Origin of the sequence: Trichococcus sp. K1Tr, assembly GCF_028309625.1 — a bacterium.
Taxonomy (GTDB): domain Bacteria; phylum Bacillota; class Bacilli; order Lactobacillales; family Aerococcaceae; genus Trichococcus.
Genome location: NZ_JAQMHR010000002.1, coordinates 567,780 through 593,081 on the forward strand (window position 1 = coordinate 567,780; position 25,302 = coordinate 593,081).

Here is a 25,302-nt window from a genome sequence, read left to right on the forward strand (position 1 = left end):
TTGATTTTAGACAGTATGAAGAAGAAATTATTGTCTTCAAGTCACATTTTGTGTATGCTAAAAATATAGACTTTTTAGAGATGATCTACTTAATTTGATCTTGCCCCTGGGAAGCTAGACATCTAAAGAGAGGTGCAGTGTTAAAGTTTGAAAATAATAATTAACAAAATCGGTCTTATATCGTATAAAAAGGTATGCCAAATAAACCTATTGACACTTACTTAAGGTAAGTAATAGGGTTTCATATCCCGGCTGTAATTTTATAGCCCTGTCTCTTAATTAATTTCAGAGCTTGTTCTGTGGTTATTTCTCGTGAAGTAGGGATATCGATCATATCGGAAAACAGTTGAGCCTGATAAACTTCCTGGTTTTTCAACATATGATAGATAGCCGTTAAGAGTTTGCGGGCTATACCGATGATTGCTTTTTTATGGCCCCTTCTCTTTTTGATGTTGAGATATTTATTTCTAATTTCAGGATATTTTGTACTTTTGACAACGGCATTGGCTATTTGAACCAGCAACGGTTTGAGGTAGCAGCCGGCTTTGGAAATTCTTACGGATTTTTTCTTTCCTGCACTTTCATTATTTGTGGGTGCTAACCCTGCCCAAGAGCAGAGATGTTTAGAGGAATGAAATTCAGACATATCAACGCCAATTTCCGAAATTAATGCGACTGCAGAGAGTTCATTTTTAAAACCGGGAGTAGTTTGAATGACTTGAATTTCATTTTGATAAGGTTGAGCGAGTTCGAGGATGGTTTCTTCTAAGTGTTTTTTGCAGAGTGTTAATGCGTCAAAGTGTTCTTTAATGATCCTCAGCTTTATTTGTTGTTCCGGTGTAATAAACCCGTCCACTGCCAGTTCAAGTTCGGGTAATTTCTTTATTAAACTTCCATGAATCAATGTCTCTAATTCTTTTGCCGTAGGCATGGACTGCTCAGGATCTTCTAGGATGCGTTCGATGATTTTCAACGCACTTTTTCCGAAGGTGTCGGAAACAACACTAGCGATCTGAATGTTGGATACGGTTAAAGAATTTTGAAATCTGTTCTTTTCACTGGACGCAAAGTTGGTTAATTTGAACCGGTAGCGCATTAAATCACGCAACTCACGAATCGTTTGTGGAGGCATGAAGCTACCTGCAACCAAATCGTGTTTAAATAACTCGGCTATCCATTGGGCATCCTTCATATCCGTTTTTTTTCCGCGGATTGCTTTCACATATTTCGGATGCGCAAGGGTAATATTAACCGAAGGTTCCAGAATGTTGTATACAGGGATCCAGTATTTTCCCGTAGATTCCATACAGACATCAAAACAAGAGAACAACTCTAGCCACTGTGACAGCTCTCTCAATCCTTGTGTGAATGTGGAAAAGCGATGGCGTTTGTAAGTTGTGATCCCCTTGTTGTCTGTAATGGCAATACAGGCTACCACAAACGTTTTGTGGACATCTATTCCACAACAGATAGGATAAACAATCTTCAACATTGGTTTTTCCTCCTTTCTTTAAGGATAGTAGAGTGTTGCAGTGACTATTATTCCTATGTATATGGATCGCTTATGCAAAGATAAGTTTACGTGCTCACTGTCACACTTATTTGTACTTGAAGGAATAATGACACATATAAATATGCAGTCCTACCGAATGACAGATAGGACTACTCAACCCTCCGTGATTTGTAGTGTACAACTACTCTACAGAGGCAGAATATAATAAAATACGCCGAAGGCGCAACGATTTTCATTTCGTTTTGTGCCTTGAGCGAAGCGAAAGGAATGCTTATAAATATGCAAAAATATGTCGTCATATCCAATGATATTCGGAATAAAATCGTAAAAGGGGAGTACGTTGCCAATCAACAGATTCCCTTCGAAAAAGATATGTGCATTCATTACAATGCAAGCAAAATGACGGTCAAAAAAGCATTGGATATTCTGGTTGCAGAAGGCCTGGTTATCAAGAGGAGAGGCTCAGGTACTTTTGTGAAGGACCTGAACCTGGAGGAAATAGAGCGTGTGACGATGGCGAATCAATTCCGCGGCACGACTGCGCTCAATGCCGGAAAGAAGGTCCACAGCAAAATACTGAATTTTTCAATCGCGAAGGTACCGGAAGAAGCAGCGAAAAAGTTGAATATTCCCCTTGGCAGCTTTGTGTATGACATCTATCGGGTACGTTATGTGGAAGATGAACCGAGTGTTATGGAAAAAATCTACATGCCGATTGATCTGATACCAAACATCAAGGAAAAAAATATTAACGGATCCATTTATGATTTCATCGAGAAGGATCTTCATTTGAAAATACAAAGTGCACACAGGACGGTTTCCGTTCGCAAAGCCACTGATTTCGAAGCGGAAGAGCTTGGACTGAAAAATGGTGACCCAGTGGCGGTAGCCGAGCAGGTTGGCTATCTCGATACCGGTCATGCGTTTGAGTTCTCCACCTCTGTCCATCGCTACGATAAGTTTGCTGTCGAAATTATTTTGACGCGCAATTGAACTGAAATATTGTAGGATCTGTTGCGATTCTGCGGTTCGGTGGCTTGAACTCCGGTGAAGCTGTCGTTGGACGGAGCAGGGGATTTTGAATCGGCCCCGTCCTCCGGTGGCGCTGCGCTCCCCGGAGAAGGACACTCTGGAAGCATCATGACCTCCGGCGAGGCCGTCTTTCGCCGGAGAAGAAGACGTTATTTTTTCCATTTTAAGCAAAGAAGGGCCGCCTCAAAAAAATAAGGCGGCCCTTCTTTGCTTTTATCAGTTTTTCATGCCTTCAATGAAATCGATGGCGGACTGCAGGATGCTTTTGTCATTATCGTAGGTGATGGCTTGCAAAGCTTCGTTGAACGGCATCCAGGCGAAGTCGGTGACTTCGGCATCCTGTTTTTCAATTGTTTCTGTGTGAGCGAAGGCGATGAAGTAGACGACTTCTTTGATTACGTGGGGAGCCGGCGAGTAGCTGACGGATTTCCGGAAGGTGGTGCTTAGATCGGTGCTCAAGCCGGTTTCTTCCTTGATTTCCCTCAATGCTGTTTCGATTTCCGTTTCGCCTTCCTCAACATGGCCTTTCGGAAATGCCCAATGGCCGCCGTTTTCATGTTTGATCAACAATACTTTTCGGTTTGTGTTATCTGGGGAGAGCACGATGGCTCCGCATGATTTTTCTGATTTCATAGTTTCTACTCCATTCATTTGTTTCATTTTACTTTTCCAAAAACGCAGGGCGTCTATCATATCTTTCCGGCAATTGAGATAAGGCGAAGACACCGACACCACCGATACCGAGATGAACGCCCAGAACCGCGCTTACCCTTAATATGACAAAGGAAGCTTCCGGCAAGGCCTCGCTCAGCATTGCTTTGAGCGTTTGTGCGATTTCTGGATCGCCCACATGGCTGATGACAACGAGTTGATCTTGATAGGGACCGATATGGTCGACCGTTTTTTTGATGATACGTTTGTAGACACGGTTATGTCCGCGCAGGAGTTGGTCCATCACGATTTTGCCGGCCTTAACGGTCAACAAAGGCTTGATGTTCAGATTGTCACCGATGACGCTTGTTACTTTATTGATGCGGCCACCTTTCTGGAGCCAGTCCAGATTGGCGATTGTGAAGGAATAGGAAGTATACGCAACGATTTCTTGGATGGTTTGTGCAACTTCATCATGGGGATAGCCATTATCCAACAAGTTCAGGGCTTGGATGGCAGCCAAGCTAGCACCGCCGCAACCGCCTTGCGAGTCGATCAAGGTTAGCTTCATCTCCGGGAATTTTTCCCGGTACATCTCAAATACTTGGTGGGCTACCGCATGTGTTCCAGACATTGCGCTTGAGAAAGACAAATAAATCAGATCTTCGTTGGCTTTACGGTTGCGGTCCAATATTTCCAACAGGCTGGCGATGTCAATCTGTGAAGTCTGTGGCATCTCTCCTTTGCGCATCACTTCGTAGACACGTTCCAAATCGATTTCGATGCCGTCCTTGTAGCTTTCGCCATCGATGATGATGTTTAACGGCAGGTACTCCAGTTTTGGATGCTTGCGCATCGCTTCGTTTAGGTCACATGTTGAATCAATTATTAATCTCGTCAAAATCTCACTCCTTATTTTTCAGCAATAACTACCTGATCTGATTTGAGGCGCAACCGATACGCGTTGCGCTTAGATGAACAGTGGGGCCGCCGTTTTCGTGCTTGATCAGGAGAACGTTTCGGTTGCCGTTATTGCTGGAAAGAACAATAGCTCCGCATGATTTTTCTGATTTCATTGCTTATGCTCCATTCATCTGTTTCATTTACTACAGTATAACAAAAAATCAGACTACATCGCACCCGTATCTGACAATGATTTACAAACCATAATTCGTCATTTTCAATACAAATACCCAGAAAATATCCGTAACGTTCGCTTTTAACCCCGATTAAGCCCGAAGATGTGAAGATTCTCATAATGAAAGCCCTTATAATTCGGTATTTACACTTTACAATTGTATGTGATATCGATATAATTTTATTTGTCGTTAATAAACGAATTATATTTTGTTTTGCAATCATTAATGTTCGTTATCAGGAGGAGAAGCATGGAAGAGAAAGTACATACAGGCCTGACTTACGGTGTGGAAGATAAACCGGATTTAGGCACGACAATCGTTTTAGGATTTCAGAACGTCATCACCGCTTTCGGTGGTTTAGTGGCAGTACCGCTTATCATTGCCGGGATCGCAGGTTTCGGGGTTGAGGATACTGCTTATATGGTCAGCGCGGCGCTTTTGGCTTCGGGCATCGTTTCAATCATTCAATCAAAAGGTTTTGGTCCGAAATGGTTCCGCGTCGGTGCAGGCTTGCCGACAATCATGGGAACTGACTTTGCTTTTGTGGCGCCAGCTGCTGCCGTCATCGGTGCGGGCGGCATCACTGCCTATCTTGGCGGAACGATGCTGGGTGCTTTGTTGGAAATTATTTTGAGTTATTTCGTAAAACCGTTGTTGAAATTTTTCCCGCCGGTAGTGACTGGATCAGTTATCTCTTTGATGGGGATGACGCTGATGTCCGTTGCGATGGGCTGGGCAGGCGGCGGTTTCGGATCTGAGGATTTCGGTAATCCGGTGAATATCGGTATCGCAGTTCTCGTATTCCTTATCATCGCTTTGATCAACCATTACGGACCAAGCAAAATCGCGCCAGCTGCTGTATTGATCGGTGCCGCAATTGGTTATGTCGTCTGCATTCCGTTGGGGATGGTCGACTTCGGCCAAGTCGTTGCCGCTGAATGGTTTGCCTTACCACAGTTCTTCAAATTCGGAGTTCCTGATTTTAAACTTGAATACGCGATTCCTTTTGTATCCGGCTATCTGGTAACAGTCATTGAAACAGTTGGTGTTATGCAGACTTTAGGCGCCGTTACCGAAACGAAACTGACGGATGAAAGAATCGCTGCCGGTGTCCGTGCGGATGGTTTCGGCTCGTTCATCGCGCCTTTCATCGGTTCCGGTCCTGCCGCAACATTCAGCCAAAATGCTGGATTGATTCCGTTGACCCGCAATGCTTCCCGTAAAGTAGCCATCATGGGCGGTATCATCATGATCGTGATGAGCCTGTTCCCTAAATTTGCTACTTTGATCTCCATCATGCCGCAACCTGTTTTGGGTGGTGCCGGCATCTTGATGTTCGGTACGGTTGCCGCTGCCGGTGTGCAATCACTGTCACGCGTTGAATTCAACAACCGCAACATGATCATCGTCGCTTCTGCATTGGGTGTCGGTCTGGGTGTTTCCTTTGTTCCGGATACAGTAGCGCAATTGCCGGGTATCTTGAGCGGATTGTTCTCATCCGGTATCTCCGCAGGAACAATCGTCGCGTTGGTACTGAACATCATTTTGAAAGAAAAAGCCTGAACATACGCTGCTTGAGCAGCTTGAATGAAAAGAAACACGCAAGCATCCGCTGGGCTGCTTGCGTGTTTCTTTTTGAGTAAATGAAAGCATATTGTCAAAAACCGATATGCTTTCATTTAAAATATTCGAAAAATTATTTTGCGCGCTTTACTTCAATTCGATAGCCATCAGGGTCCGTCACAAAGAAATAAGTCGGTGTGCCGCCTGAAAGTCCTTTTAACTCACCTGTTTCGTAAGCAGAAGCTTTACAAACTTCATGCATTTTTTCTAAGTCACTGACAGTTACACCTAAATGACTGAAGCCATTTCCTAAATTGTATGGCTCGGCATCGTAATTGTAAGTGAGTTCGATTTGTACAGAAGAACCGGGAGAATTAAGATAAATTAAATCAAACTTATCTTCAGGGAATTTTCTGTGGCTGGCAACTTCAAAATCAAATAGCTTCGTATAGAAGTTTAAAGTGGCATCAATATCTCTGACACGCAGGCAAATCTCAACGAGTTTTTGGTCCATAATATCATCCTCCAATAGTTTCTTAATATAATTCTAACATGAATAGATCATATAGGCATTTTATTCACCTCCATGTTATCTTCTATATTGCTTTCTAATATATCAATAGGCAAAAGCACAGAGTTTAATCTGTTAATGCGAGCATTCATTGACAAAATTACAACCTTTTATGCACGCATTCGCCTTGGACCCAAACCTCGCGGATGTTTTCCGGACGGCTCAAGAAAAGGATTTTGTGAAGCAGGTTTTCAATGGAAATCCCTTCCTCAAAAATCTGCAGCTTGGCGTGAGGCGCGTTGACGTCGATCACTTGGACATCCCAGACGTAATTTTCCTCCAAGCGTCCGATCGGCAGGCTCAGGCTCTGTCCTCCGCCGGCAGTCGCATAGTAAAATGCCTCGTTGGCGGAAATCCGCGAATGCGGCAGGCCGCGTTCCGCAGCGGGTAACGACGGATCGACGCCTTCCTCCAGCATTCTCGATGAGATGACAGCCTGACGGATGTTGTCGAAAAGGCTGGGGGAGAAGCCTCCGGAGATGTCCGTGCCCAAGCCGATGTCTATCCCTTTCCGAGTGAAACGGGCAGCGGGAAGAACACCGTTTGAGAAGCAGACATTTGAAATCGGACAATGGGCGATTGCTGTGCCGGTTTCGGCAAACAAATCGGCATCTGCATCCGAAAGGAAGACGGCATGAGCCATGACCGCTTTTTCCTGCAGAAGGCCCATCTCATGGAGTGCAAACGTATCGCTCTTGTGCATCCGATCGAGGACATAGTTGTGCTCCCAATCGCTTTCGCTGCAATGCGATTGGATGTGCGTGCCGTATTTTTTCGCTAACTCGCCCAGGCCCGCCAGTGCTTCGTCCGTACAGCTCGGGATGAAGCGGGGAGTCACGACCGGGTACACGCCTTGTTTGGTCGTCTTGTCCAATTTCTGGACCAACTGGATGAAACTTTCCGTGTCCGCCAAAGCGGCTTCCGTGCTTTCATCCCGGTAATACGCTGGATTCTCTTCCTTGTCGTCCATGACCACTTTCCCGACCAGTCCGCGTTGGCCTTTTTCGGCGCAGATTTGGGCCAACAGATAGCTGGCTTCCTTGTGTACGGTCGCGAAATAGAGCGCAGTCGTCGTTCCATTAGCCAACAATGTAGCGACAAGATCCTGGTAGACTTTGCGGGCAAAATCCAGATCGGAGAATTTCGATTCCAGCGGGAAGGTATAGGTTTCCAGCCAATCATGCAAAGGGATGTCCATGGCGGTGCCGGCCTGAGCCCATTGCGGTGCATGGATGTGCAGATCGATGAACCCCGGCAGGAAATACTGTCCGTCAGCAAGCTCGCGGAATTTTTCGGTCCCGCCGTAGGCAGCCAAAATCGTTCCGTAATCAGAATCCTGTGGCTTCAGGATGCGCCGGATCACGCCTTCCTCATCCAGACAAAACAGACAATCCTCCAATGCACTCACTTCCTGCGGCGACCTGCTGGTGAAGGCCGTTCCCCGAAACACCTTGTCAAATATGCGATCCATCCTAATTCCCCCTTAGCTTGCTTCTTTACCTTCATTATAGCACTGTAGATGAAAGAGCAGATCGCGAAAGCAATGATATCTAAGCGACGATTATTCAGGTATACTTAGAGTAAGAGAACTTTTTGGAAGGAATGAAGCAAGTGCCCGTAAAGATCATGGAACCCGCAATACCAAAGGATTTGCCTGATATAAATTTTGCCGACTGTTTCGATCCGGATGAACCATACATTGAGCATGCCCACTTCAAAGACACTGCCATCGACCTTGGCGACAGACGGGGAGTGGAGTTCACCGAAGTCAGATTCCAGAACGTGACTTTCAGCGAAGCGACAGTGCCGCAATTGTACTTGCGGGATGTCATCTTCGAGAGCTGCGATTTCGCCAATGTGCAGCTGGATGAAGTGACGATGAAGCGGGTCCGCTTCGTTAATTGCCGCCTCATCGGTACCTCGATGACCGAAGGGGTCTTCGAGGACGTGCTCTTCCGGGAATGCAATCTGCAGATGGCGGCTTTGGGATTCAGCAAGCAGAAGAATGTCCGTTACGAAAACTGTCGCCTGAATGAAGCCGATTTTTATACCTGCAAACTAAAGAAAATCGATTTTTCGGAGTGCGAACTGTCCGGAATCAATTTCACGGGAACGCCTTTGAAGGCGATCGATATCAGCAGTTGCCGATTCGAGCGCATCAGCGTTACACTTGAGGATCTCAAAGGCGCAATCGTCAGCGAAGAACAGGCGCTAGCCTTTGTTGTGATGCTCGGGTTGGTCATCAAAAAGTAAAAAATGTGAAGGATAGAATAAGGAGGACGAAATGGAGAAAAAAGTTTTGGCAAGTGAACTTGCTTTGGCGATGGGCGTGATGTGCAACGCCATTGCCGTGTCGTTGATGATTAAGAGTGAATTAGGGGTGTCGACGATTTCATCCGTGCCGGTGGTGTTGAACGAAATGTTTGCGCACGTGACAATCGGCAGCTGGAACTTTCTCTTCCAAGTGGTCCTTGTGGTGGTGATGGCTCTGATCACGCGGAAATTTTTGGGTTATGTTTTTTCAATTGCATTGGCTTTGCTTTTCGGCTACCTGCTGGATTTCTTTGAATTGCTTTTTTCGGGCATCGTCGCAAACATGCCGCTGCGAATCGTGTTCTTTTTCACCGGATTTTTCATGTTGTCGCTCGGGATCAGTCTGATGCTGAATTGCCACTTGCCGGCTCTTCCATTCGATTTGTTCGTACGTGAGATGTCCGAGCATTTTGGGCTCACCGTGAAACAGATGAAGACGGGATTCGATGCCGTCTGCGTCGGGTTGAGCGTTGTCTTCTCGTTGTTGTTTCTGGAAGGAATCGCTGGAGTCGGGCTCGGGACCATATTCGCCATGCTGTTCACCGGTACGGTGACGCAGGATTTCGCGAACCGATTGAACAGCCGCTTCGTTTTCCAGAAAATGATGACAACCAAAGAACGGGCTTAATGCAGTGGCTGCCTCCTAGCGAGGCAGCCACTTTTGTCATCAGAAGTCAGAATGTCGGGCAAAAACATGAATAAACGCAAAGAATCCATCTTTGTACCGCAGAATGCTGCTCCGCAACACACTAGTCATAAAGCGAATAACATCTGTTTTCAAAAAAATGCTGTTCCACCAACATGCTAAATGAAAATGAGATTTTTTTAAGGAAAGGGCTTGCATCTTTTTGTTGGAAGTGCTAACATGTTGTTCATAGGATTGTTACTGGTTGTGCAGGCAAAACCTAAATTGATACGAGATGATGTGCACATCATTTGGTGTTAGTTTAGGTTTTTTTTAATGGAAGGGGGAATGGGGATAATCGATGAAGATTGAAAAAGTCTACAATAACAACGTGGTCTTGGCGAAATCTGAAGACTCATCCGAAGTCATTGTGATGGGAAAAGGGCTCGGTTTCCAGAAAAAGCCAGGTGACTCTTTCGACAAGTCTTTGATCGAGAAGACCTTCGTCATTCAGGAAAATGATTCAGCTGATCAATTAAAGGCCATTTATCAAGATTTACCGCAAGAAGAATCAGATGCCATTTTTAAGATCATCCAAGAGGCCGAGACAAGGCTGAATCATATCTTCCAAGCAAACGTCTACCTGACGCTTGCTGACCATATCCATTACGCCATCCAGCGGACAAAGGAAGGGATTGTTTTGACCAATCCTTTGGCCTTCGAAGTGAAGAAGTTTTATCGAAGGGAATACGAGCTCGGCAAAATTGGGCTTGAACTCATCGCGGAACATACAGGTGTCATGATGGCACCTGACGAAGCGACATCCATCGCTCTTCATTTCGTGAATGCGCAGAAGGAAGGGCAATTGATCGAAGAGACAATGAAAGTGACCCGGATCGTTCAGGACATCCTGAACATCGTCCGCTTGCATTTCGGAGTCGCCTTCGATGAAGAATCGATTTCCTATAATCGTTTCTACACCCATCTGCAGTATTTTGCGCAGCGGGTCGTCATGGGAGAAGTTTTCCAGACGGCTCCGGACACCTTCTTGGTGGAGCAAGTGAAGGCAAACTATCCGGCTGCCTATACGTGTGCCAACAAAATATCGACATATGTCGGAGCTGCCCACCATTTCCAAGTTGGGACCGACGAACTTGTTTACCTCACGATCCATATCCATCGGGTCGTGCAGCAAAAGTGAATACCTAAAATGCTCTCAAGAGGATTGTTACTGGTAAAGCAGGCAAAACCTAAGTAGACAGCAGCGGAAGAAATTCCCATGCTCTCTATTTAGGTTTTTTTTATAAAAAATAATAGAAAAAGAGGGATATAACATGAAGTATGAAGAATTAGCAAAAGATATTGTAGATCATATCGGCGGTAAAGAAAATGTCCGTAGCTTAGCACATTGCGTGACCCGTCTGCGTTTCAAATTGGTTGACGAAAGCAAAGCGGATACGGAATACCTGAAAAAACGCGAAGGCATTGTTACCGTCATCCAAAGTGGCGGCCAATATCAAGTCGTAATCGGCAACCACGTACCGGATGTTTATGAAGCTGTTAATGCAGTCGGCGGATTGAATGGCGGCGGTGAGGTAGCTGCTGAAGATGATGGTCCAAAGGGTAGTCTGTTCAATCAGTTCATCGATATGATTTCAAAAATTTTTCAACCGATCTTAGGACCGTTAGCAGCAACAGGGATGCTGAAAGGATTTGCGGCATTGCTTTTGGCCGTAGGAATTCCAGCGACTGATGGTACTTATATTCTACTTCAAGCAGCCGGTGATGGTTTCTTCAACTTCTTGCCTATTTTCCTGGCATATACTGCAAGCAAACGTTTCAATATGAACAGTTTCACAGCAATGGGTGTCGCTGCGGCAATGGTTTATCCAGGTTTGGCTAACCCTGCAGGAATGGATCCATTGTATACGCTATTCGCAGGCTCTATCTTCGAATCGCCTATCTACATGACATTCTTGGGTCTGCCTGTCATCATGATGAGCTATGCTTCATCCGTCGTTCCAATTCTCTTTGCGGTATTCATGGGTTCGAAAGTTGAGAAATTGCTTAAAAAATTAATCCCGGATGTCGTGAAGCTTTTCTTGGTACCGTTCTTCACTTTGATGATTATCGTCCCGTTAACTGTTTTGCTGATCGGACCGCTTTCCACGTGGGCAGCAACACTGGTCGGAAGTGCGGTAGCTTGGATCTATAACTTGAGTCCGATTGTTGCAGGCGGGCTTTTGGGTGGCGGCTGGCAAGTATTTGTCATGTTCGGTTTACACTGGGGTTTCATACCAATATTCATCAACAACCTGGCAACCCAAGGATATGACCAACTTTTATCTACCGTATTAGGTGTATCATTCGCACAGATGGGTGCCATCCTTGCGATATATCTAAAGACAAAAGAACCAAAGGTAAAACAATTGAGTATCCCGGCAATCATTTCTGCCTTGTTCGGAGTTACTGAACCTGCCATTTATGGTATCAGCTTACCGATGAAGCGTCCATTCCAATTGAGCTGTATAGCCGGTGGGATCGCCGGTATGATCGCAGGCGCATTCAAACTTACTGGTTATCGCATGGGTGGTCTTGGTATTTTCGCTATCCCAAGCTATTTGGATCCAAGTGGAGCCGTTAATTTGAATTTATGGATTTCCGTTATTGTATGTATCGTCGGTCTTGTTCTAGGATTCCTGTTTGTTTACTTCTCGAAAATCCCAGTCCTTTACGGAGAAACTGCAACAGCTGCAACAACAATTGATGCAAACTCTGCAGTCGTTGAAGCAATGAAAAGAGATTTGAGCGCGGCAGCTGAAAAAGATTTGATCGCAAGTCCTATGACTGGAGAAATGGTTGTTTTATCAGACGTTTCGGACGAAGCGTTTTCGTCTGGTGCTCTTGGAAAAGGAATTGCAATCCGCCCTACAGTTGGCGAAGTTTATGCTCCTGCAAATGCGACCGTAACACTTTTATTCCCGACACAGCATGCTATCGGTTTGACGACTGAAAATGGAACGGAAATTTTGATTCATGTCGGTATGGATACAGTCCAACTGGGAGGAAAAGGTTTTACTAGCCATGTTCAACAAGGTGATAAAGTCGTTGCTGGTCAATTGCTGTTGGAATTTGACATCGATCTGATTCAGAAAGCTGGTTACGAAATCATCACACCAATCATCATCACGAACAGTAATGATTATCTAGATATCATCACTACGAAAGAAGCTGAACTGTCCGAAGGCGACTATCTGCTGACGGCCATCGCATAAACATAAGATATCCGTGAAATCGGAATCAATCACAAATATTTGTAATGAATGAAGCCCATGTATTCGGGAAATCGTTCTCAAGCGTAAGCAATATTCCCGGATAAAAACCAGATATCCGGGAAAAAAACCTAGACCGCAAGTCCGATTCCCGAATAATAACCAGATATTCGGGAATTTGGTTTGTGGTCTCAGGCGCCCGAACCCATTTGGGATGAGTTTTCATAATTCGGGGCTGTCCCGCAATGAGTCAGACCCGTGCATAAAATAGAACCAGAAAAGAATAGGAGCGATCACATGCAAACAGTATTTCCAAAAGGATTTTTATGGGGTGGCGCAACGGCCGCAAACCAATACGAAGGTGCTTATAATGTTGATGGAAAGGGGCTTTCCGTTCAGGAGGTAACACCGAAAGGCGGTTTTGGGGGAATCATCACTGACGGACCGACGCCGGACAACATGAAACTGGAAGGGATCGACTTCTACCACCGCTACAAGGAAGATATCGCATTGTTTGCGGAAATGGGCTTTAAAACCTACCGCACATCGATCGCTTGGACACGCATCTTCCCGAACGGCGACGAAACCGAGCCGAACGAAGCTGGCCTGCAGTTCTACGATGACGTGTTCGATGAATTGGCGAAATACGGCATCGAGCCGCTGATCACGCTGTCGCATTACGAAACGCCACTGCACCTTTCAAGGGAATACGATGGCTGGATCAACCGCAAAATGATCGGCTTCTATGAGAACTATGTGCGCACGGTCTTCACGCGCTACAAAGACAAGGTGAAGTACTGGCTGACGTTCAATGAAATCAACTCGATCGTCCATGCTCCATTTATGAGCGGCGGCATCTCAACGCCACCAGATCAACTGTCGAAGCAGGACTTGTACCAAGCCTGCCACCATGAGTTGGTAGCCAGTGCTTTGGCGACTAAAATCGGCCACGAAATCAATCCGGACTTTCAGATCGGTTGCATGGTCATCGCTATGCCTACCTATCCGTTGACTTCCCATCCGGATGATGTCATCGCCGTGATGGAAGCGGACCGTCAAAACTTCTTCTTCTCGGATGTGCATGTACGCGGCACGTATCCTGGTTACATGAAGCGCTATTTCCGTGAGCATGGCATCGAACTGAACATCACACCGGAAGATGAAGAAATACTGAAAAATACGGTTGATTTCGTTTCCTTCAGCTACTACATGAGCTCGACTGAAACAGCAGATCAGTCCAAGAAAGTGAAGGGTACAGGAAATATTCTTGGTGGCGTAATGAATCCTTATCTGGAAGCGTCTGCATGGGGATGGCAGATCGATCCGAAAGGACTGCGCATCATTCTGAATGCCTTCTGGGATCGCTATCAAAAACCATTGTTCATCGTCGAAAACGGCTTGGGCGCGGTCGATGAACTGGTCAAGGGTGAAGACGGCCAACTGACGGTCAACGATGACTACCGCATCCAGTACCTGAACGATCACTTGGTGCAGGTTGCTGAAGCAATCGCGGACGGTATCGATTTGATGGGCTACACAACATGGGGCTGTATCGATCTGGTCAGCGCTTCGACTGCGGAATTGAAGAAACGTTACGGCTTCATCTATGTCGATCGTCACGACGACGGATCCGGCACATTGAACCGTTACAAGAAAAAATCATTCAACTGGTACAAAGAAGTCATCGCAACAAACGGCGCATCTTTGGTACAGAAATAGGAGGAATTGTCATGTCAGCAGGTAAAGGATTTCCGGAAGGTTTCTTCTGGGGCGGCGCTACTGCCGCCAATCAATTTGAAGGAGGTTGGGACGCTGATGGGAAAGGCCCGTCGGTCATCGACCAACTGACCTGCTCGCGCGACTTTGCCGAACGTTTCGCTGGTGTCGGTGACTATTACCCTTCGCATATCGGCATCGATTTCTATCACCGCTACAAGGAAGATATCGCTTTGTTCGCCGAAATGGGCTTCCGGATGTTCCGGATGTCCATCGCTTGGACGCGGATTTTCCCGAATGGCGATGAACTGGAACCGAACGAAGCCGGCTTGGCATTTTACGATGATGTCTTCGATGAATTGGCGAAATACGGCATCGAACCATTGGTGACGATCTCGCATTTCGAAATGCCGCAATATCTGGTCGACCACTACGGCGGCTGGAAAAACCGCAAACTGATCGGTTTTTTTGAAAGATATGCTACAACGGTGTTTGAACGCTATCAAGGGAAAGTCAACTATTGGCTGACCTTCAACGAAATCAACATGGCGACATTCCTGCCGCAGATCTCGATCGGTTCGAAAGCCGAAGCGGGCGAAAGCCAGGAAGAAATCATGTACCAAGCTTTGCATCACCAGTTCGTCGCCAGCGCTTTGGCGACGAAGGCTGCGCGGGCAATCGATCCGGAGAACCGCATCGGCTGCATGATCGCCTATGCGCCGGTCTATCCGTTATCGGCAAAACCGGAAGACGTTTGGTCTGCGCAACGAAAAGAAGAAGAAAAACTGTTCTTCTCAGATGTCCATGCCCGCGGGTATTACCCGCCGAGCAAACTGGCTTATTTCGCCACTAAGGGCATCAACGTTGCGTTCGAACAAGGCGACGAGGAAATCTTGGCCGCACATACTGTCGATTTCATTTCCTTCAGCTACTATGCTTCCAGCGCAGCCAGCTTTGCGCAATCCGGCGTGCCGGGTGAAGGCAATGCCTTGATGGGCGAGAAGAACCCATACTTGGCGGAATCGGAGTGGGGCTGGCAAGTCGATCCATTGGGTCTGCGCGTCGCTTTGAACACTTTCCACTCCCGTTACCAACTGCCGCTGATGGTGGTGGAAAACGGTTTGGGAGCTGTGGATGAAATCATCGATGGCCAAATCCATGATGATTACCGCATCTCCTACCTCCGCGACCACGTCAAAGCGATGCGTGATGCGATCGTGCTGGACGGCGTCGATCTTGTCGCCTACACATCTTGGGGCTGCATCGACCTGGTTTCAGCCGGGACGGGCGAGATGGCGAAACGCTACGGCTACATCTATGTGGACCGCAATAACGACGGTTCAGGCAGCTTGGATCGCCTGAAGAAGGATTCCTTCTACTGGTACCAAAAAGCCATCGCCAGCAATGGCGAAGATTTGGATTAGTTAGAATAACACTACAACAAAATACAGTAAAACGCTCGAATGTCACGCTATGGCATCAGAGCGTTTTGCTGCATTTGTAGTATATATTCATGACAAATTTATTATCGCATAATAATGTAAACGCATTCCGAAAGATGGTGGGCGTTGGCCTAAGAAAATATCAGTCAACTACTAGGAGGAGTAATTAGATGAAAAAGAAGACAGCAGTAACGATCACCGCATCATTGATTGGTGCACTCTTATTGACAGGATGCGACAGCGGTTCACAGTCAGCTGTTTCCGAAGAGAGTGAAAGCGGAGTGGCACAAGAGCAAACGCAAGAGAAAGTAAAGGCCCGTACCGTGATTACGACAGATGGCGAAGTAGATGACATGAATTCCATGTTGAGGTATTTCCTGTATGCGAATGAAATAGAACTGGAAGGGATTGTCCTGACAAGCTCCATGTACCATTATGCCGGTGATGAGGAAGCTGGAATAGAGCCATTCCGATGGACCGGAACAGAATGGCTCAGCAACATGACGGACGCTTATGAAGAGGCTTATCCAAATTTGATTACGCACGCGGAAGGCTATCCAGAACCGGATTATATTCGCGATGTGACCAAAATCGGCAATATTACGAATGCGGGAGAAATGGAACAAGTAACAGAAGGCTCCGAATTTTTAAAAGAACTGTTCTTGGAGGATGATGAGAGCGACCTGTACGTACAGACATGGGGTGGAACCAATACCACAGCACGCGCATTGAAATCCATTCAGGAAGAGTACGAGAATACGGATGAATGGGAAACGATAAAACAAGCTGTTAGTGATAAACTCGTTCTCTATATCATTCTGGATCAGGATGAAAGTTACAGTTCGTATATCGCTACAAACTGGCCTGATATCCGCATCATCAACGATCAATCCAATTTCTGGCACTTCGCTTATGCTTGGAAATTCCATACGGATGAAGTGAACAGCAAGCTGCAGGGAGACTGGAACTACGAAAACATCAAAAATGGTCATGGCTCTTTACTTGAAATGTATGCACTGATGGGGGACGGAAACATCCTGGAAGGCGAACTGCCAGAGGAACAACGCGGATCTGAAGAATATCTCCAAAACAATCCGCAATACAGTCAGTATGATTTTATTTCAGAGGGCGATTCCCCTTCCTTCTTCTATCTGATTGACAACGGGCTTAGAAGTATGGAAGATCCATCATTTGGCGGATGGGGAGGAAGATTCGGCGCTGAAACTGAACAATTATACCGCAATACAGTTCTGGACTTTGACCCATACACAGAAAGATACGAGGCTGAATATTCATTGATGCGTTGGTTTGATGATATTCAAAGCGACTTTGCGGCTCGTGCGGATTGGACCATTACTGCTGATTATGAAGACGCTAACCACAATCCAGCTCTGACAGTGGATGAAGGGATAGATTTGGAAGTCGAAAAAGGTGAAGAGGTGACCTTGCACGCTAATGCGACTGATCCGGATGGGGATAACTTGACTTACAGCTGGTGGAGATACTTTGAAGCGGATACCTATGAAGATTCCACAGTTGAACCTCTTGAGGCAGTAGCTGATGTAACCAGTGGATTGCAATTGGGTCTTCATCGTGACTTAGCAGAAGGGGAAGCCACGGATACGATTGCATTATCCGGAAGTGACACTGACACTGTAACCTTTACTGTTCCGGAAGATGCTAAATCAGGAGACACTATTCATATTATTGCAGAAGTACAAGACGACGGTACCCACGGATTGAAACATTACCAGAGAGTAATCTTAACCGTTAAATAGAAAGACAAACGGAAAGACAAGCAAGTTGCTGAAACTTGCTTGTCTTTCCGTTTTTATTAGTTTGTTCGAAGGCGCTAGAGCGATAAATGCCTATATGAATCTCTCTCAGCTGATTTTTTCCAAAAAGTACTCGAACACAGACAGATCATCCGTCAATTCCGGATGGAAGGCGGTGACCAGAATCTGGTCGTTTTCGGCCGCTACGATTTTGCCCTCGATGCTTGCAAGCACGCGGACTCCATTTCCGACTGTGCGGATGTAAGGGGCGCGGATGAAGACGGATTCCACCGGTTCGGGGATGCCTTCAAAAGGCAGCAGGGCTTCGAAACTGTCGACTTGGCGTCCGAAGCCGTTCCGTTCGACTGCGATGTCGATGAAGCCGAGCCGCAATTCTTCAGGTGCGTGACTGCTGTCCGTGCTGCAAAGAATCAATCCAGCGCAAGTGCCGAAAATCGCTTTGCCGGCTGCGTAAAACGCCCGCAACGGGTCCTCGAGATGCTGTTCGCGGATTAAACGGCCGATGGCGGTCGATTCGCCGCCTGGGATGATCAGTCCGTCCAGATCTTCCAGATCGGCGGGCAGCTTGACGGCAGTCGCGGTGACTCCCAATTTAGTCAGTGCCTGCAGGTGCTCCGTGACGGCACCCTGCAAGGCCAATACGCCGATTTTTTTCGTCATGCTTACCAGCCTCTTTCCTGCATGCGTTCGGAGGCATGGAGGGTGCTGATGTCGATCCCTTTCATCGGTTCGCCCAAGCCTTTGGAAAGCTCGGCCAATAAGGCATAGTCTTCGTAATTGGTTGTCGCACGGACGATGGCACGGGCGAATTTTTCGGGATTTTCAGCTTTGAAGATGCCGGATCCGACGAAGACGCCGTCCGCACCCAAGCTCATCATCAGGGCTGCATCAGCAGGTGTTGCGACACCACCAGCTGCAAAGTTCACGACCGGAAGTTTTCCGAGTAGTTTGATTTCCTTGACCAATTCGTAAGGAGCTCCGATTTCCTTGGCGAATGTCATCAGTTCATCGTCCGATTTCGTGATCAATTGGCGGATTTGGCCGTTGACTTTGCGCATATGGCGGACGGCTTCCACGATATTGCCGGTCCCCGGCTCGCCTTTCGTACGCAGCATCGAAGCCCCTTCACCAATCCGGCGCAAGGCTTCACCCAGATTGCGGCAGCCGCAGACGAAAGGAACGGTATAGTCCGATTTCAAAAGGTGGAATTCCTCATCGGCAGGGGTCAGCACTTCGCTCTCGTCGATGTAGTCGACGCCCATCGCTTCCAGGATGCGGGCTTCGGTGATGTGGCCGATGCGGGCTTTCGCCATGACGGGAATGCTCACGGCGTTCATCACTGCCTCGACGATGGTGGGATCCGCCATCCGGGCAACACCTCCAGCGGCGCGGATATCCGAAGGCACGCGCTCCAAAGCCATGACCGCAACGGCACCAGCCGCTTCAGCGATCCGTGCCTGCTCTGCGTTCACGACATCCATGATGACGCCGCCTTTTTGCATTTGGGCCATCCCGCGTTTTACTTTTTCTGAACCGATGATTTTTGTTGTCATAAATATTCCTCCTGGTTTTAAATGATAAAATGATTAAAGAATGGTTAAATCATAATCCCTTTTTTCAGAAACACCTACATCCAATTGGACTGTTTCCGAACCAACCAATTTGGTGTATAATGATTTAAAAACAAGGAGAGTGAAGGAATGGTGGAGTGGAGACTGGATCAGGATAGGGGCATGCCGCTCTATCAACAGCTGATGCAGCTGATCGAAGAGAAGATAAAAGCCGGCGATTTGGTCCCCGGTCGAGCCTTGCCGGCTGAACGCAAGCTGGCGGAGGAACTGCAGGTCAATCGGTCGACCGTCATCCGAGCACTGGAAGAGCTGACGACGCAGGGGATCCTCATCCGCAAACGAGGCAGCGGGACGTTCGTGAATCCGAATAAATGGGGGATGCAGACAAGGCCCACCATCAATTGGCGGACTTCCTTGACGCCGGATAATCTTTCGGTGGACACCCCTTACCAAAGGAACGTTAAGCAGCTGTTGGCGCAGCACCGATCGCGCGAAATCCTGGATTTGGGGAATGGGGATTTGCCGAAGGACCTCTTGCCGGAACTGAAGATCCCGGATATTTCGTTGGGGGAAATGCTGCATGGGGAAGCCACCTTTATCAGGGAGAACCGCGGGATCAAAGCGACAAGGGAAAGTGTCCAAAAACACCTGCAGACCGCTTACGGGATGGCTGTCCCCCTGGAGGAAATCTTCATCACTTCAGGAACCCAGCAATCACTGTTTTTGATCACGCAAGGTCTGTTGAAACCGGGGGATGCGATTGGCATCGAAGCACCCTCTTATTTCTATTCTTTGCGGCTTTTTCAGGCTGCCGGTCTGCGGATTATTCCGATTCCGATGGATGGCGAGGGAATGACCGTCAAGGGGCTCCAGGAAGCTTCTCTGCAGTACCCTCTGAAGATGATTTTTCTGAATCCGATTTTCCAGAATCCGACAGGTACAGTCATGAGTCCGGAGCGGAAACAGGCCATCCTTGATTATTGTTTGCTGAAGCGCATCCCGATTGTGGAGGATGATGCATACGGCAGCTTTGTTTTTGATGAAACGGTCGATAACCGTCCGTTGAAAAGCTTGGATAAACGGCAACAGGTGCTTTATCTGGGTTCCTTGTCCAAATTTGCCGGTCAGCATATCCGGATCGGATGGATGGTTGGGCCAGCCGCCATTATCCGGGAATTGGCCGACATTCGCGATCAGATCGACTCCGGATTGAGTTTCTTGCCGCAACTGCTGGCTGACCATTATTTGGCGAGCGAAATCACTGAGCATCTCCCGATCATCGTTACGGCTTTGAAAGAGCGCGCCGACAAATTGCAGACCTGGCTCAGAAACAAATACGGGCAAGAGATAAGTTTTGAACCGACAAAAGGCGGCTACCATCTTTATTGTCGCTTCCCCAATAAAACCGATGCCGAGATGGATGAATTGCTTCAGGAATTGTTGGAGGAAAAAGTGGTGGTGAAGGAAGGCATCCAATTCGGCGACCAAAAAAATGCAGTCCGTTTCAGTTTCGGTCATTTTGTTGAGCGGAATGCAAATTCATGAGTCCGTTTTGGAACGGAAATCCTTACATTTCCGCATCCGTTTGCTGGGCAATATTCTTTAAATGAAATGAAAACGAAAAATAAATGGAGTTCCATGTCAGGAAACCTTCCGTAAAGATAACGGGAGGTTTTTTTGCTTGGAATGCTTTATGTATCAAAGATATTGGTTGTTATTGCAACCTTGTTCCCAAGTCGATGTGAACGAAGCTGACATCGCATAACAGAAAATGTCCTATCCGGTGTCAAGAAATGTTTTTTGTTTGCCTGATTAATCTATATAATCAAACCATCGAAGTTACAAAAGATATGACAAGTATGCATGAAAAGGGGAGCGAGCGTCATGACAGGAACAACATCACTTACAGAAACAGAATTGAGATATCAATTGCCGGAAATCATCACTGCGGTATTGCCGGGGGAAAAGGCAACAGCCATACTGGCACGGAGATCTGAAGCAATCCCTCCTTCTTTGACATGCGTCTACCCGGTTGCGATCGCGAAAGCAGAGGGCGCCATCATCGAGGACGTTGACGGCAACCGCTTTTTGGATTGGGTCGGAGGCGTAGGCGTTCTGAATATCGGCCACCGCCACCCGAAAGTTGTGGAAGCGGTCAAGCAGCAGGAAAATGATTATTTTCATGCGATGATCAATATCCTTACGAGCGAAAAGTATATCGCATTGGCTGAAAAAATGAACGAGATCGTTCCGGTGAAGGGCTTCAAGAAGCGGACGTTCTTTGCGAACAGCGGTGCGGAAGCAATCGAGAATGGCGTGAAAGTGGCGAGAGCCTACACGAAACGTCCGAATGTCATCGTCTTCTCCGGTGCGTTCCATGGACGTACGCTTTTGACGACGCATATGACTGCGAAAAAAGCCAACTCGATCGGCTTAGGGCCATTCCCGGATGGCATATTCCGAGTTGATTATCCGAACCTTTACCGCAAACCGGCCTATTACACGGATGAAGAGGCAGTGGCCTACTACATCGAACGCATCAAACGCGCCTTTGATGAGTTGACGCCTGCCAGCCAAGTTGCTGCCATTGTATTCGAACCGGTGCAGGGCGAGGGCGGCTTCATCCCGGCTCCGATCGAGTGGGTCAAAGCTGTCCGCCAGATCTGTGATGAAAATGGCATCATGATGATGACTGATGAAGTGCAGACCGGATTCGGGCGCACGGGCAAACTGTTCGCATCTTCCTATTACGAAGAAGTCGGCTGTGCACCGGATATTCTGTGTACGGCAAAATCAATCGCAGGCGGGTTCCCGCTCAGCGCCATCGTTGCCCGTGACGAAATCGTCAAAGGCATTGGCGGCGGATTGATCGGCGGCACCTTCGGAGGCAATTCGGTATCCTGTGCGGCGGCGCTTGCGACGATCCAAGTCATCGAAGACGAAAACCTCTGCGAACGTTCATTGGAATTGGGTGCAGCTTACACTGCCCGCGTTGAGGAATGGCAACAGCAATACAAAGAAATCGGCGATGTGCGCGGTTTGGGCGGCATGATCGGCGTCGAATTCATCAAAGATCGACTGACGAAGGAACCTGCTCCGGAATTGGTGAACGCGCTGATCCAGCATTGTGTACAGAACGGGCTGATCATCGAAAATGCGGGCACCTACGGGAATGTGGTCCGTTTTCTGGCCCCGTTGGTCATGACGGATAAACAGTTGGAAGCCGGCCTTGCCATCTTTGAAAATGCGATCGACGCTTTGTGCACCAAGTTAGCATAACTATCTGAAACCAATGGGGGAATTTTATGTCACCGTCAGCTGAAATCATGGATTTTGAATTTTATAACCCTGTCCGGATCGCATTCGGAAGGGATCAGGTCAAAAAAATCGATAAGTTTGTGCCCAAAGATGCAAAAGTATTGATCACCTACGGAGGCGGCAGCGCCAAACGCTCAGGCACCTTCGACCGTGTCGTGGAGGCTCTGGGCGACAGGAAATGGGGGGAGTTCGGTGGAATTCCGGCGAACCCGGTCTTTGAATATCTGATGGATGCAGTCGAGAAAATCAAAACGGAAGGTTACACCTTCCTGATTGCGGTGGGCGGCGGCTCGGTCATCGACGGCACGAAATTCATCGCCGCAGCCAGCCTGTTTGAAGGCGATCCGATTGATATCTTCGCAAGCGGAGTCGGCAAAGGGCTGCCGGTCGAAAAGGCCATGCCTTTCGGGACAGTGTTGACGATTCCGGCGACATCTTCGGAAATGAACCCGATCACCGTAGTCAGCTTCGAGGAATTGCAGGCGAAGGTGAGCATCAAAAATGAGAACCTCTTTCCGACTTTTTCGATTCTAGAGCCCGAGTTGACGTACACGTTGCCGAAAAGGCAATTGGCGAACGGCCTATCCGATTCCTTTGTCCATGTCATGGAGAACTATTTGACCTATCCTGTCGGCGCAAAACTGCAGGATCGTTGGTCCGAAGGCATACTGCATACCTTCATCGAAATCGGGCAGGAAGTCCTGGCGGATGAAGAAATAGACTACAACACGCGGGCGAATTTCATGTGGACAGTGACGAACGGTTTCAACGGTTTCACAGCTTCCGGGGTGCCGGGGGATTGGTCCAGCCATGCGTTGGGCTATGAAATCACAGCTTTGAACGGAACCGATCATGCCCGTACGCTTTCTGTCATCCTGCCTGCCACCATGAAGGTACGCAAAAATGAAAAATGGGATAAGTTGCTGCAGTACGCAGAGCGCGTATGGGGCGCCAATGCCGGCGATGAGGAAGAGCGGATCGATTTTGGCATCCAAAAAACCGAGGAATTCTTCCGTTCGTTGGAAATGCCGACCCGTTTCAGTGAAATCGGCATCGAAGAAACGGACATCGACTATATGGTTGAGCAACTGGAAGTCCACAAGCGTGATCGCCTTTCGGAACGCGCTGACCAGACACTGGATGTCAGCAGAAAAATCTACGAAATGGCGCTATGATAGGGCAAATTAATATGAAAAATAATCCTATAAAAATCTCCGCTTAGGAGAACTTTTATAGGATTTTTCATGTCGTAATGACCAGTTATACAAAAGTTTTTATGAAGGCTCTCACATGATCTGACTAGATTATGGAAACTCATTTTATTATGCACCAGATGGATTTCATTAAGACATTAAAGATAAAATCATTATAAATTTTTATTGACACGAGTTGGGGCTAATGTTATATTGTTTGTGCAAACGATTCCAATCGGGCGAATATTGTAAGGAGATTATCTGCAGGCGAAATTTATAGAGATTAGATAAATCGATTACTATATTTAAACCGTGATGAGAGGAGTGTTAATAATTCCATCTGCTTGTAATGCTAAAAATATTTTGTAATAAAAATACGCAAGTAATGCGTGTATGCGTCTAGACGCAAGGTTTGGAATAATTTTTTTACCCCGTTGGTTTATCGTTAAACCATAAAGGTGAGACTCGCTTTAGTTTTTAACCGGCTTTTTTGGAATGTGTTGATGCAATAATAATATAATCAACAAAAATATTATCAACTTTAAAGTTGATTTATTAACAGCGCCTATTTTGTTTAGCGCTAAACCTTTGGTTAGAAGGGAGCTTTAAATGGATAAAGAATTAACAGTAAGTGGGTACAGAACGAGGAGTTTGGAGGGGAAAGAAGCAAGAAAAAAACATTTTAGAAAAAAATTGCAAAAAAGTATGCCTTTGTATATATTACTGCTGCCATCAGTTGTCCTATTATTCTGTTTTACGTATCTTCCGATGTATGGTTTGGTAATTGCATTTAAAGACTATTCTCCGTCGTTAGGTATTCTAGGTAGTCCATGGGTAGGTTTGGATCATTTTGTTCAGTATTTTAATTCTTACCAATTTGGATTTACTTTGACAAATACTTTAAGCATCAGTATGTATAGCATATTAATAGGATTTCCATTACCGATAATTTTGGCAATTTTGTGTAATCAGATAAGAGTAGAAAGATTTAAAAAAATCTTTCAAGTTACCACCTATCTCCCTCACTTTATATCAACAATGGTAATGGCAGGGATGATATTAATCTTTTTATCCCCTAGTAATGGTTTAATTGCTAACGTTTTGAATTTGATAGGATTAGAAATGCCAAACTTATTATCCAATCCAACTGCGTTTAAAGATGTATATGTATGGAGTGACGTTTGGCAACATGTAGGATGGGATAGTATAATTTATCTCGCTGCACTTTCTTCAATCGATCCTGCTTTTTATGAAGCTGCAGATATGGATGGCGCAAGCCGTTTGCAAAAGATAGTGCATATTGACTTACCATTATTATTACCAACTACAATGGTTCTATTAATATTAAGAGCAGGAAATATTTTAAATGTTGGTTTTGAAAAGGTTCTATTACTTCAAAATCCGCTTAATCTTCCAGGAAGTGAGATAATTTCTACTTACGTATATAAAGTTGGTATGCAAAGCTTTCAATACAGCCTATCAACTGCAATAGGTTTGTTCAACACGATAGTTAATCTTATAATTTTATTATTGGTGAACTGGATTTCTAAACGATTGACTAAAACAAGTCTATTTTAAGAAAGGAGT

The 25,302-nt window shown here is 46.5% G+C and carries 20 protein-coding genes; 13 read left to right on the forward strand and 7 right to left on the reverse strand.

The genetic code is table 11. The annotated features are described in order from the left end of the window. Positions 1 to 241: 241 nt before the first annotated feature. Positions 242 to 1,492 carry an IS110 family transposase gene (locus PH235_RS06100; RefSeq protein ID WP_334223631.1) on the reverse strand — a complete coding sequence of 417 codons (1,251 nt, stop codon included), beginning with the start codon at positions 1,490 to 1,492 and terminating at the stop codon, positions 242 to 244. Between the two features lie 300 nt (positions 1,493 to 1,792). Here PH235_RS06100 and PH235_RS06105 point away from each other — a divergent pair, with 300 nt between their 5' ends. Next, positions 1,793 to 2,506: a GntR family transcriptional regulator gene (locus PH235_RS06105; RefSeq protein ID WP_272161484.1), complete on the forward strand. Its 714-nt coding sequence runs from the start codon at positions 1,793 to 1,795 to the stop codon at positions 2,504 to 2,506. 255 nt (positions 2,507 to 2,761) lie between these two features. Here the strand turns inward: PH235_RS06105 and PH235_RS06110 are convergent, their stop codons facing one another. Beyond that, the gene (locus PH235_RS06110; RefSeq protein WP_272161485.1) at positions 2,762 to 3,178 is read right to left on the reverse strand and encodes a bis(5'-nucleosyl)-tetraphosphatase; all 417 of its coding nucleotides are present in this window, start codon (positions 3,176 to 3,178) and stop codon (positions 2,762 to 2,764) included. 28 nt (positions 3,179 to 3,206) lie between these two features. Next, positions 3,207 to 4,097, reverse strand: a complete 891-nt coding sequence (locus tag PH235_RS06115; RefSeq protein WP_272161486.1) for a DegV family protein — start codon at positions 4,095 to 4,097, stop codon at positions 3,207 to 3,209. 487 nt (positions 4,098 to 4,584) lie between these two features. On the opposite strand from PH235_RS06115, the gene PH235_RS06120 reads away from it, so the two are divergent. Further along, positions 4,585 to 5,898, forward strand: a complete 1,314-nt coding sequence (locus PH235_RS06120) for a uracil-xanthine permease family protein (RefSeq protein ID WP_272161487.1) — start codon at positions 4,585 to 4,587, stop codon at positions 5,896 to 5,898. Positions 5,899 to 6,031: 133 nt separating this feature from the next. On the opposite strand, the gene gloA is transcribed toward PH235_RS06120, so the two are convergent. Together gloA and guaD are read right to left on the reverse strand one after the other, a co-directional pair. Next, positions 6,032 to 6,412 carry a lactoylglutathione lyase gene (gene gloA, locus PH235_RS06125; RefSeq protein ID WP_272161488.1) on the reverse strand — a complete coding sequence of 127 codons (381 nt, stop codon included), beginning with the start codon at positions 6,410 to 6,412 and terminating at the stop codon, positions 6,032 to 6,034. 157 nt (positions 6,413 to 6,569) lie between these two features. Continuing rightward, on the reverse strand, positions 6,570 to 7,931 hold the full coding sequence (gene guaD / locus PH235_RS06130; protein WP_272161552.1) for a guanine deaminase: 1,362 nt from the start codon (positions 7,929 to 7,931) through the stop codon (positions 6,570 to 6,572). Positions 7,932 to 8,071: 140 nt separating this feature from the next. On the opposite strand from guaD, the gene PH235_RS06135 reads away from it, so the two are divergent. From PH235_RS06135 to PH235_RS06165, 7 genes are all read left to right on the forward strand, one after another. Then, positions 8,072 to 8,722: a pentapeptide repeat-containing protein gene (locus PH235_RS06135; protein WP_272161553.1), complete on the forward strand. Its 651-nt coding sequence runs from the start codon at positions 8,072 to 8,074 to the stop codon at positions 8,720 to 8,722. A 31-nt stretch (positions 8,723 to 8,753) separates the two neighbouring features. Continuing rightward, positions 8,754 to 9,410, forward strand: a complete 657-nt coding sequence (locus tag PH235_RS06140; protein WP_272161489.1) for a YczE/YyaS/YitT family protein — start codon at positions 8,754 to 8,756, stop codon at positions 9,408 to 9,410. 358 nt (positions 9,411 to 9,768) lie between these two features. Continuing rightward, a complete protein-coding gene (gene licT, locus PH235_RS06145) occupies positions 9,769 to 10,608 on the forward strand; it encodes a BglG family transcription antiterminator LicT (protein WP_272161490.1) in 840 nt (279 codons plus the stop codon). 133 nt (positions 10,609 to 10,741) lie between these two features. Beyond that, a complete protein-coding gene (locus PH235_RS06150; RefSeq protein ID WP_272161491.1) occupies positions 10,742 to 12,682 on the forward strand; it encodes a beta-glucoside-specific PTS transporter subunit IIABC in 1,941 nt (646 codons plus the stop codon). A 294-nt stretch (positions 12,683 to 12,976) separates the two neighbouring features. Beyond that, the gene (locus tag PH235_RS06155) at positions 12,977 to 14,398 is read left to right on the forward strand and encodes a glycoside hydrolase family 1 protein (protein WP_272161492.1); all 1,422 of its coding nucleotides are present in this window, start codon (positions 12,977 to 12,979) and stop codon (positions 14,396 to 14,398) included. Positions 14,399 to 14,409: 11 nt separating this feature from the next. Beyond that, a complete protein-coding gene (locus PH235_RS06160) occupies positions 14,410 to 15,819 on the forward strand; it encodes a 6-phospho-beta-glucosidase (RefSeq protein ID WP_272161493.1) in 1,410 nt (469 codons plus the stop codon). Between the two features lie 188 nt (positions 15,820 to 16,007). Next, positions 16,008 to 17,615, forward strand: a complete 1,608-nt coding sequence (locus tag PH235_RS06165) for a DUF1593 domain-containing protein (RefSeq protein WP_272161494.1) — start codon at positions 16,008 to 16,010, stop codon at positions 17,613 to 17,615. Positions 17,616 to 17,720: 105 nt separating this feature from the next. Here PH235_RS06165 and pdxT read toward each other — a convergent pair whose 3' ends face one another. Beyond that, positions 17,721 to 18,293 carry a pyridoxal 5'-phosphate synthase glutaminase subunit PdxT gene (gene pdxT / locus PH235_RS06170; protein ID WP_272161495.1) on the reverse strand — a complete coding sequence of 191 codons (573 nt, stop codon included), beginning with the start codon at positions 18,291 to 18,293 and terminating at the stop codon, positions 17,721 to 17,723. A 2-nt stretch (positions 18,294 to 18,295) separates the two neighbouring features. Further along, a complete protein-coding gene (gene pdxS, locus PH235_RS06175) occupies positions 18,296 to 19,186 on the reverse strand; it encodes a pyridoxal 5'-phosphate synthase lyase subunit PdxS (protein ID WP_272161496.1) in 891 nt (296 codons plus the stop codon). 147 nt (positions 19,187 to 19,333) lie between these two features. On the opposite strand from pdxS, the gene PH235_RS06180 reads away from it, so the two are divergent. The 4 genes from PH235_RS06180 (at position 19,334) to PH235_RS06195 (ending at position 25,293) form a co-directional block, all read left to right on the forward strand. Next, entirely contained in the window at positions 19,334 to 20,749 is a 1,416-nt protein-coding gene (locus PH235_RS06180) for an aminotransferase-like domain-containing protein (RefSeq protein ID WP_272161497.1), read from the forward strand. A gap of 339 nt (positions 20,750 to 21,088) precedes the next feature. Then, complete coding sequence (locus PH235_RS06185; protein WP_272161498.1) at positions 21,089 to 22,483, forward strand: aspartate aminotransferase family protein; 1,395 nt, start codon at positions 21,089 to 21,091, stop codon at positions 22,481 to 22,483. A 26-nt stretch (positions 22,484 to 22,509) separates the two neighbouring features. Further along, positions 22,510 to 23,697 (forward strand): iron-containing alcohol dehydrogenase, encoded by a 1,188-nt coding sequence (locus PH235_RS06190; RefSeq protein ID WP_272161499.1) that lies wholly within the window; start codon positions 22,510 to 22,512, stop codon positions 23,695 to 23,697. A 723-nt stretch (positions 23,698 to 24,420) separates the two neighbouring features. Then, the gene (locus PH235_RS06195) at positions 24,421 to 25,293 is read left to right on the forward strand and encodes an ABC transporter permease (protein ID WP_272161554.1); all 873 of its coding nucleotides are present in this window, start codon (positions 24,421 to 24,423) and stop codon (positions 25,291 to 25,293) included. Positions 25,294 to 25,302: the final 9 nt, after the last annotated feature.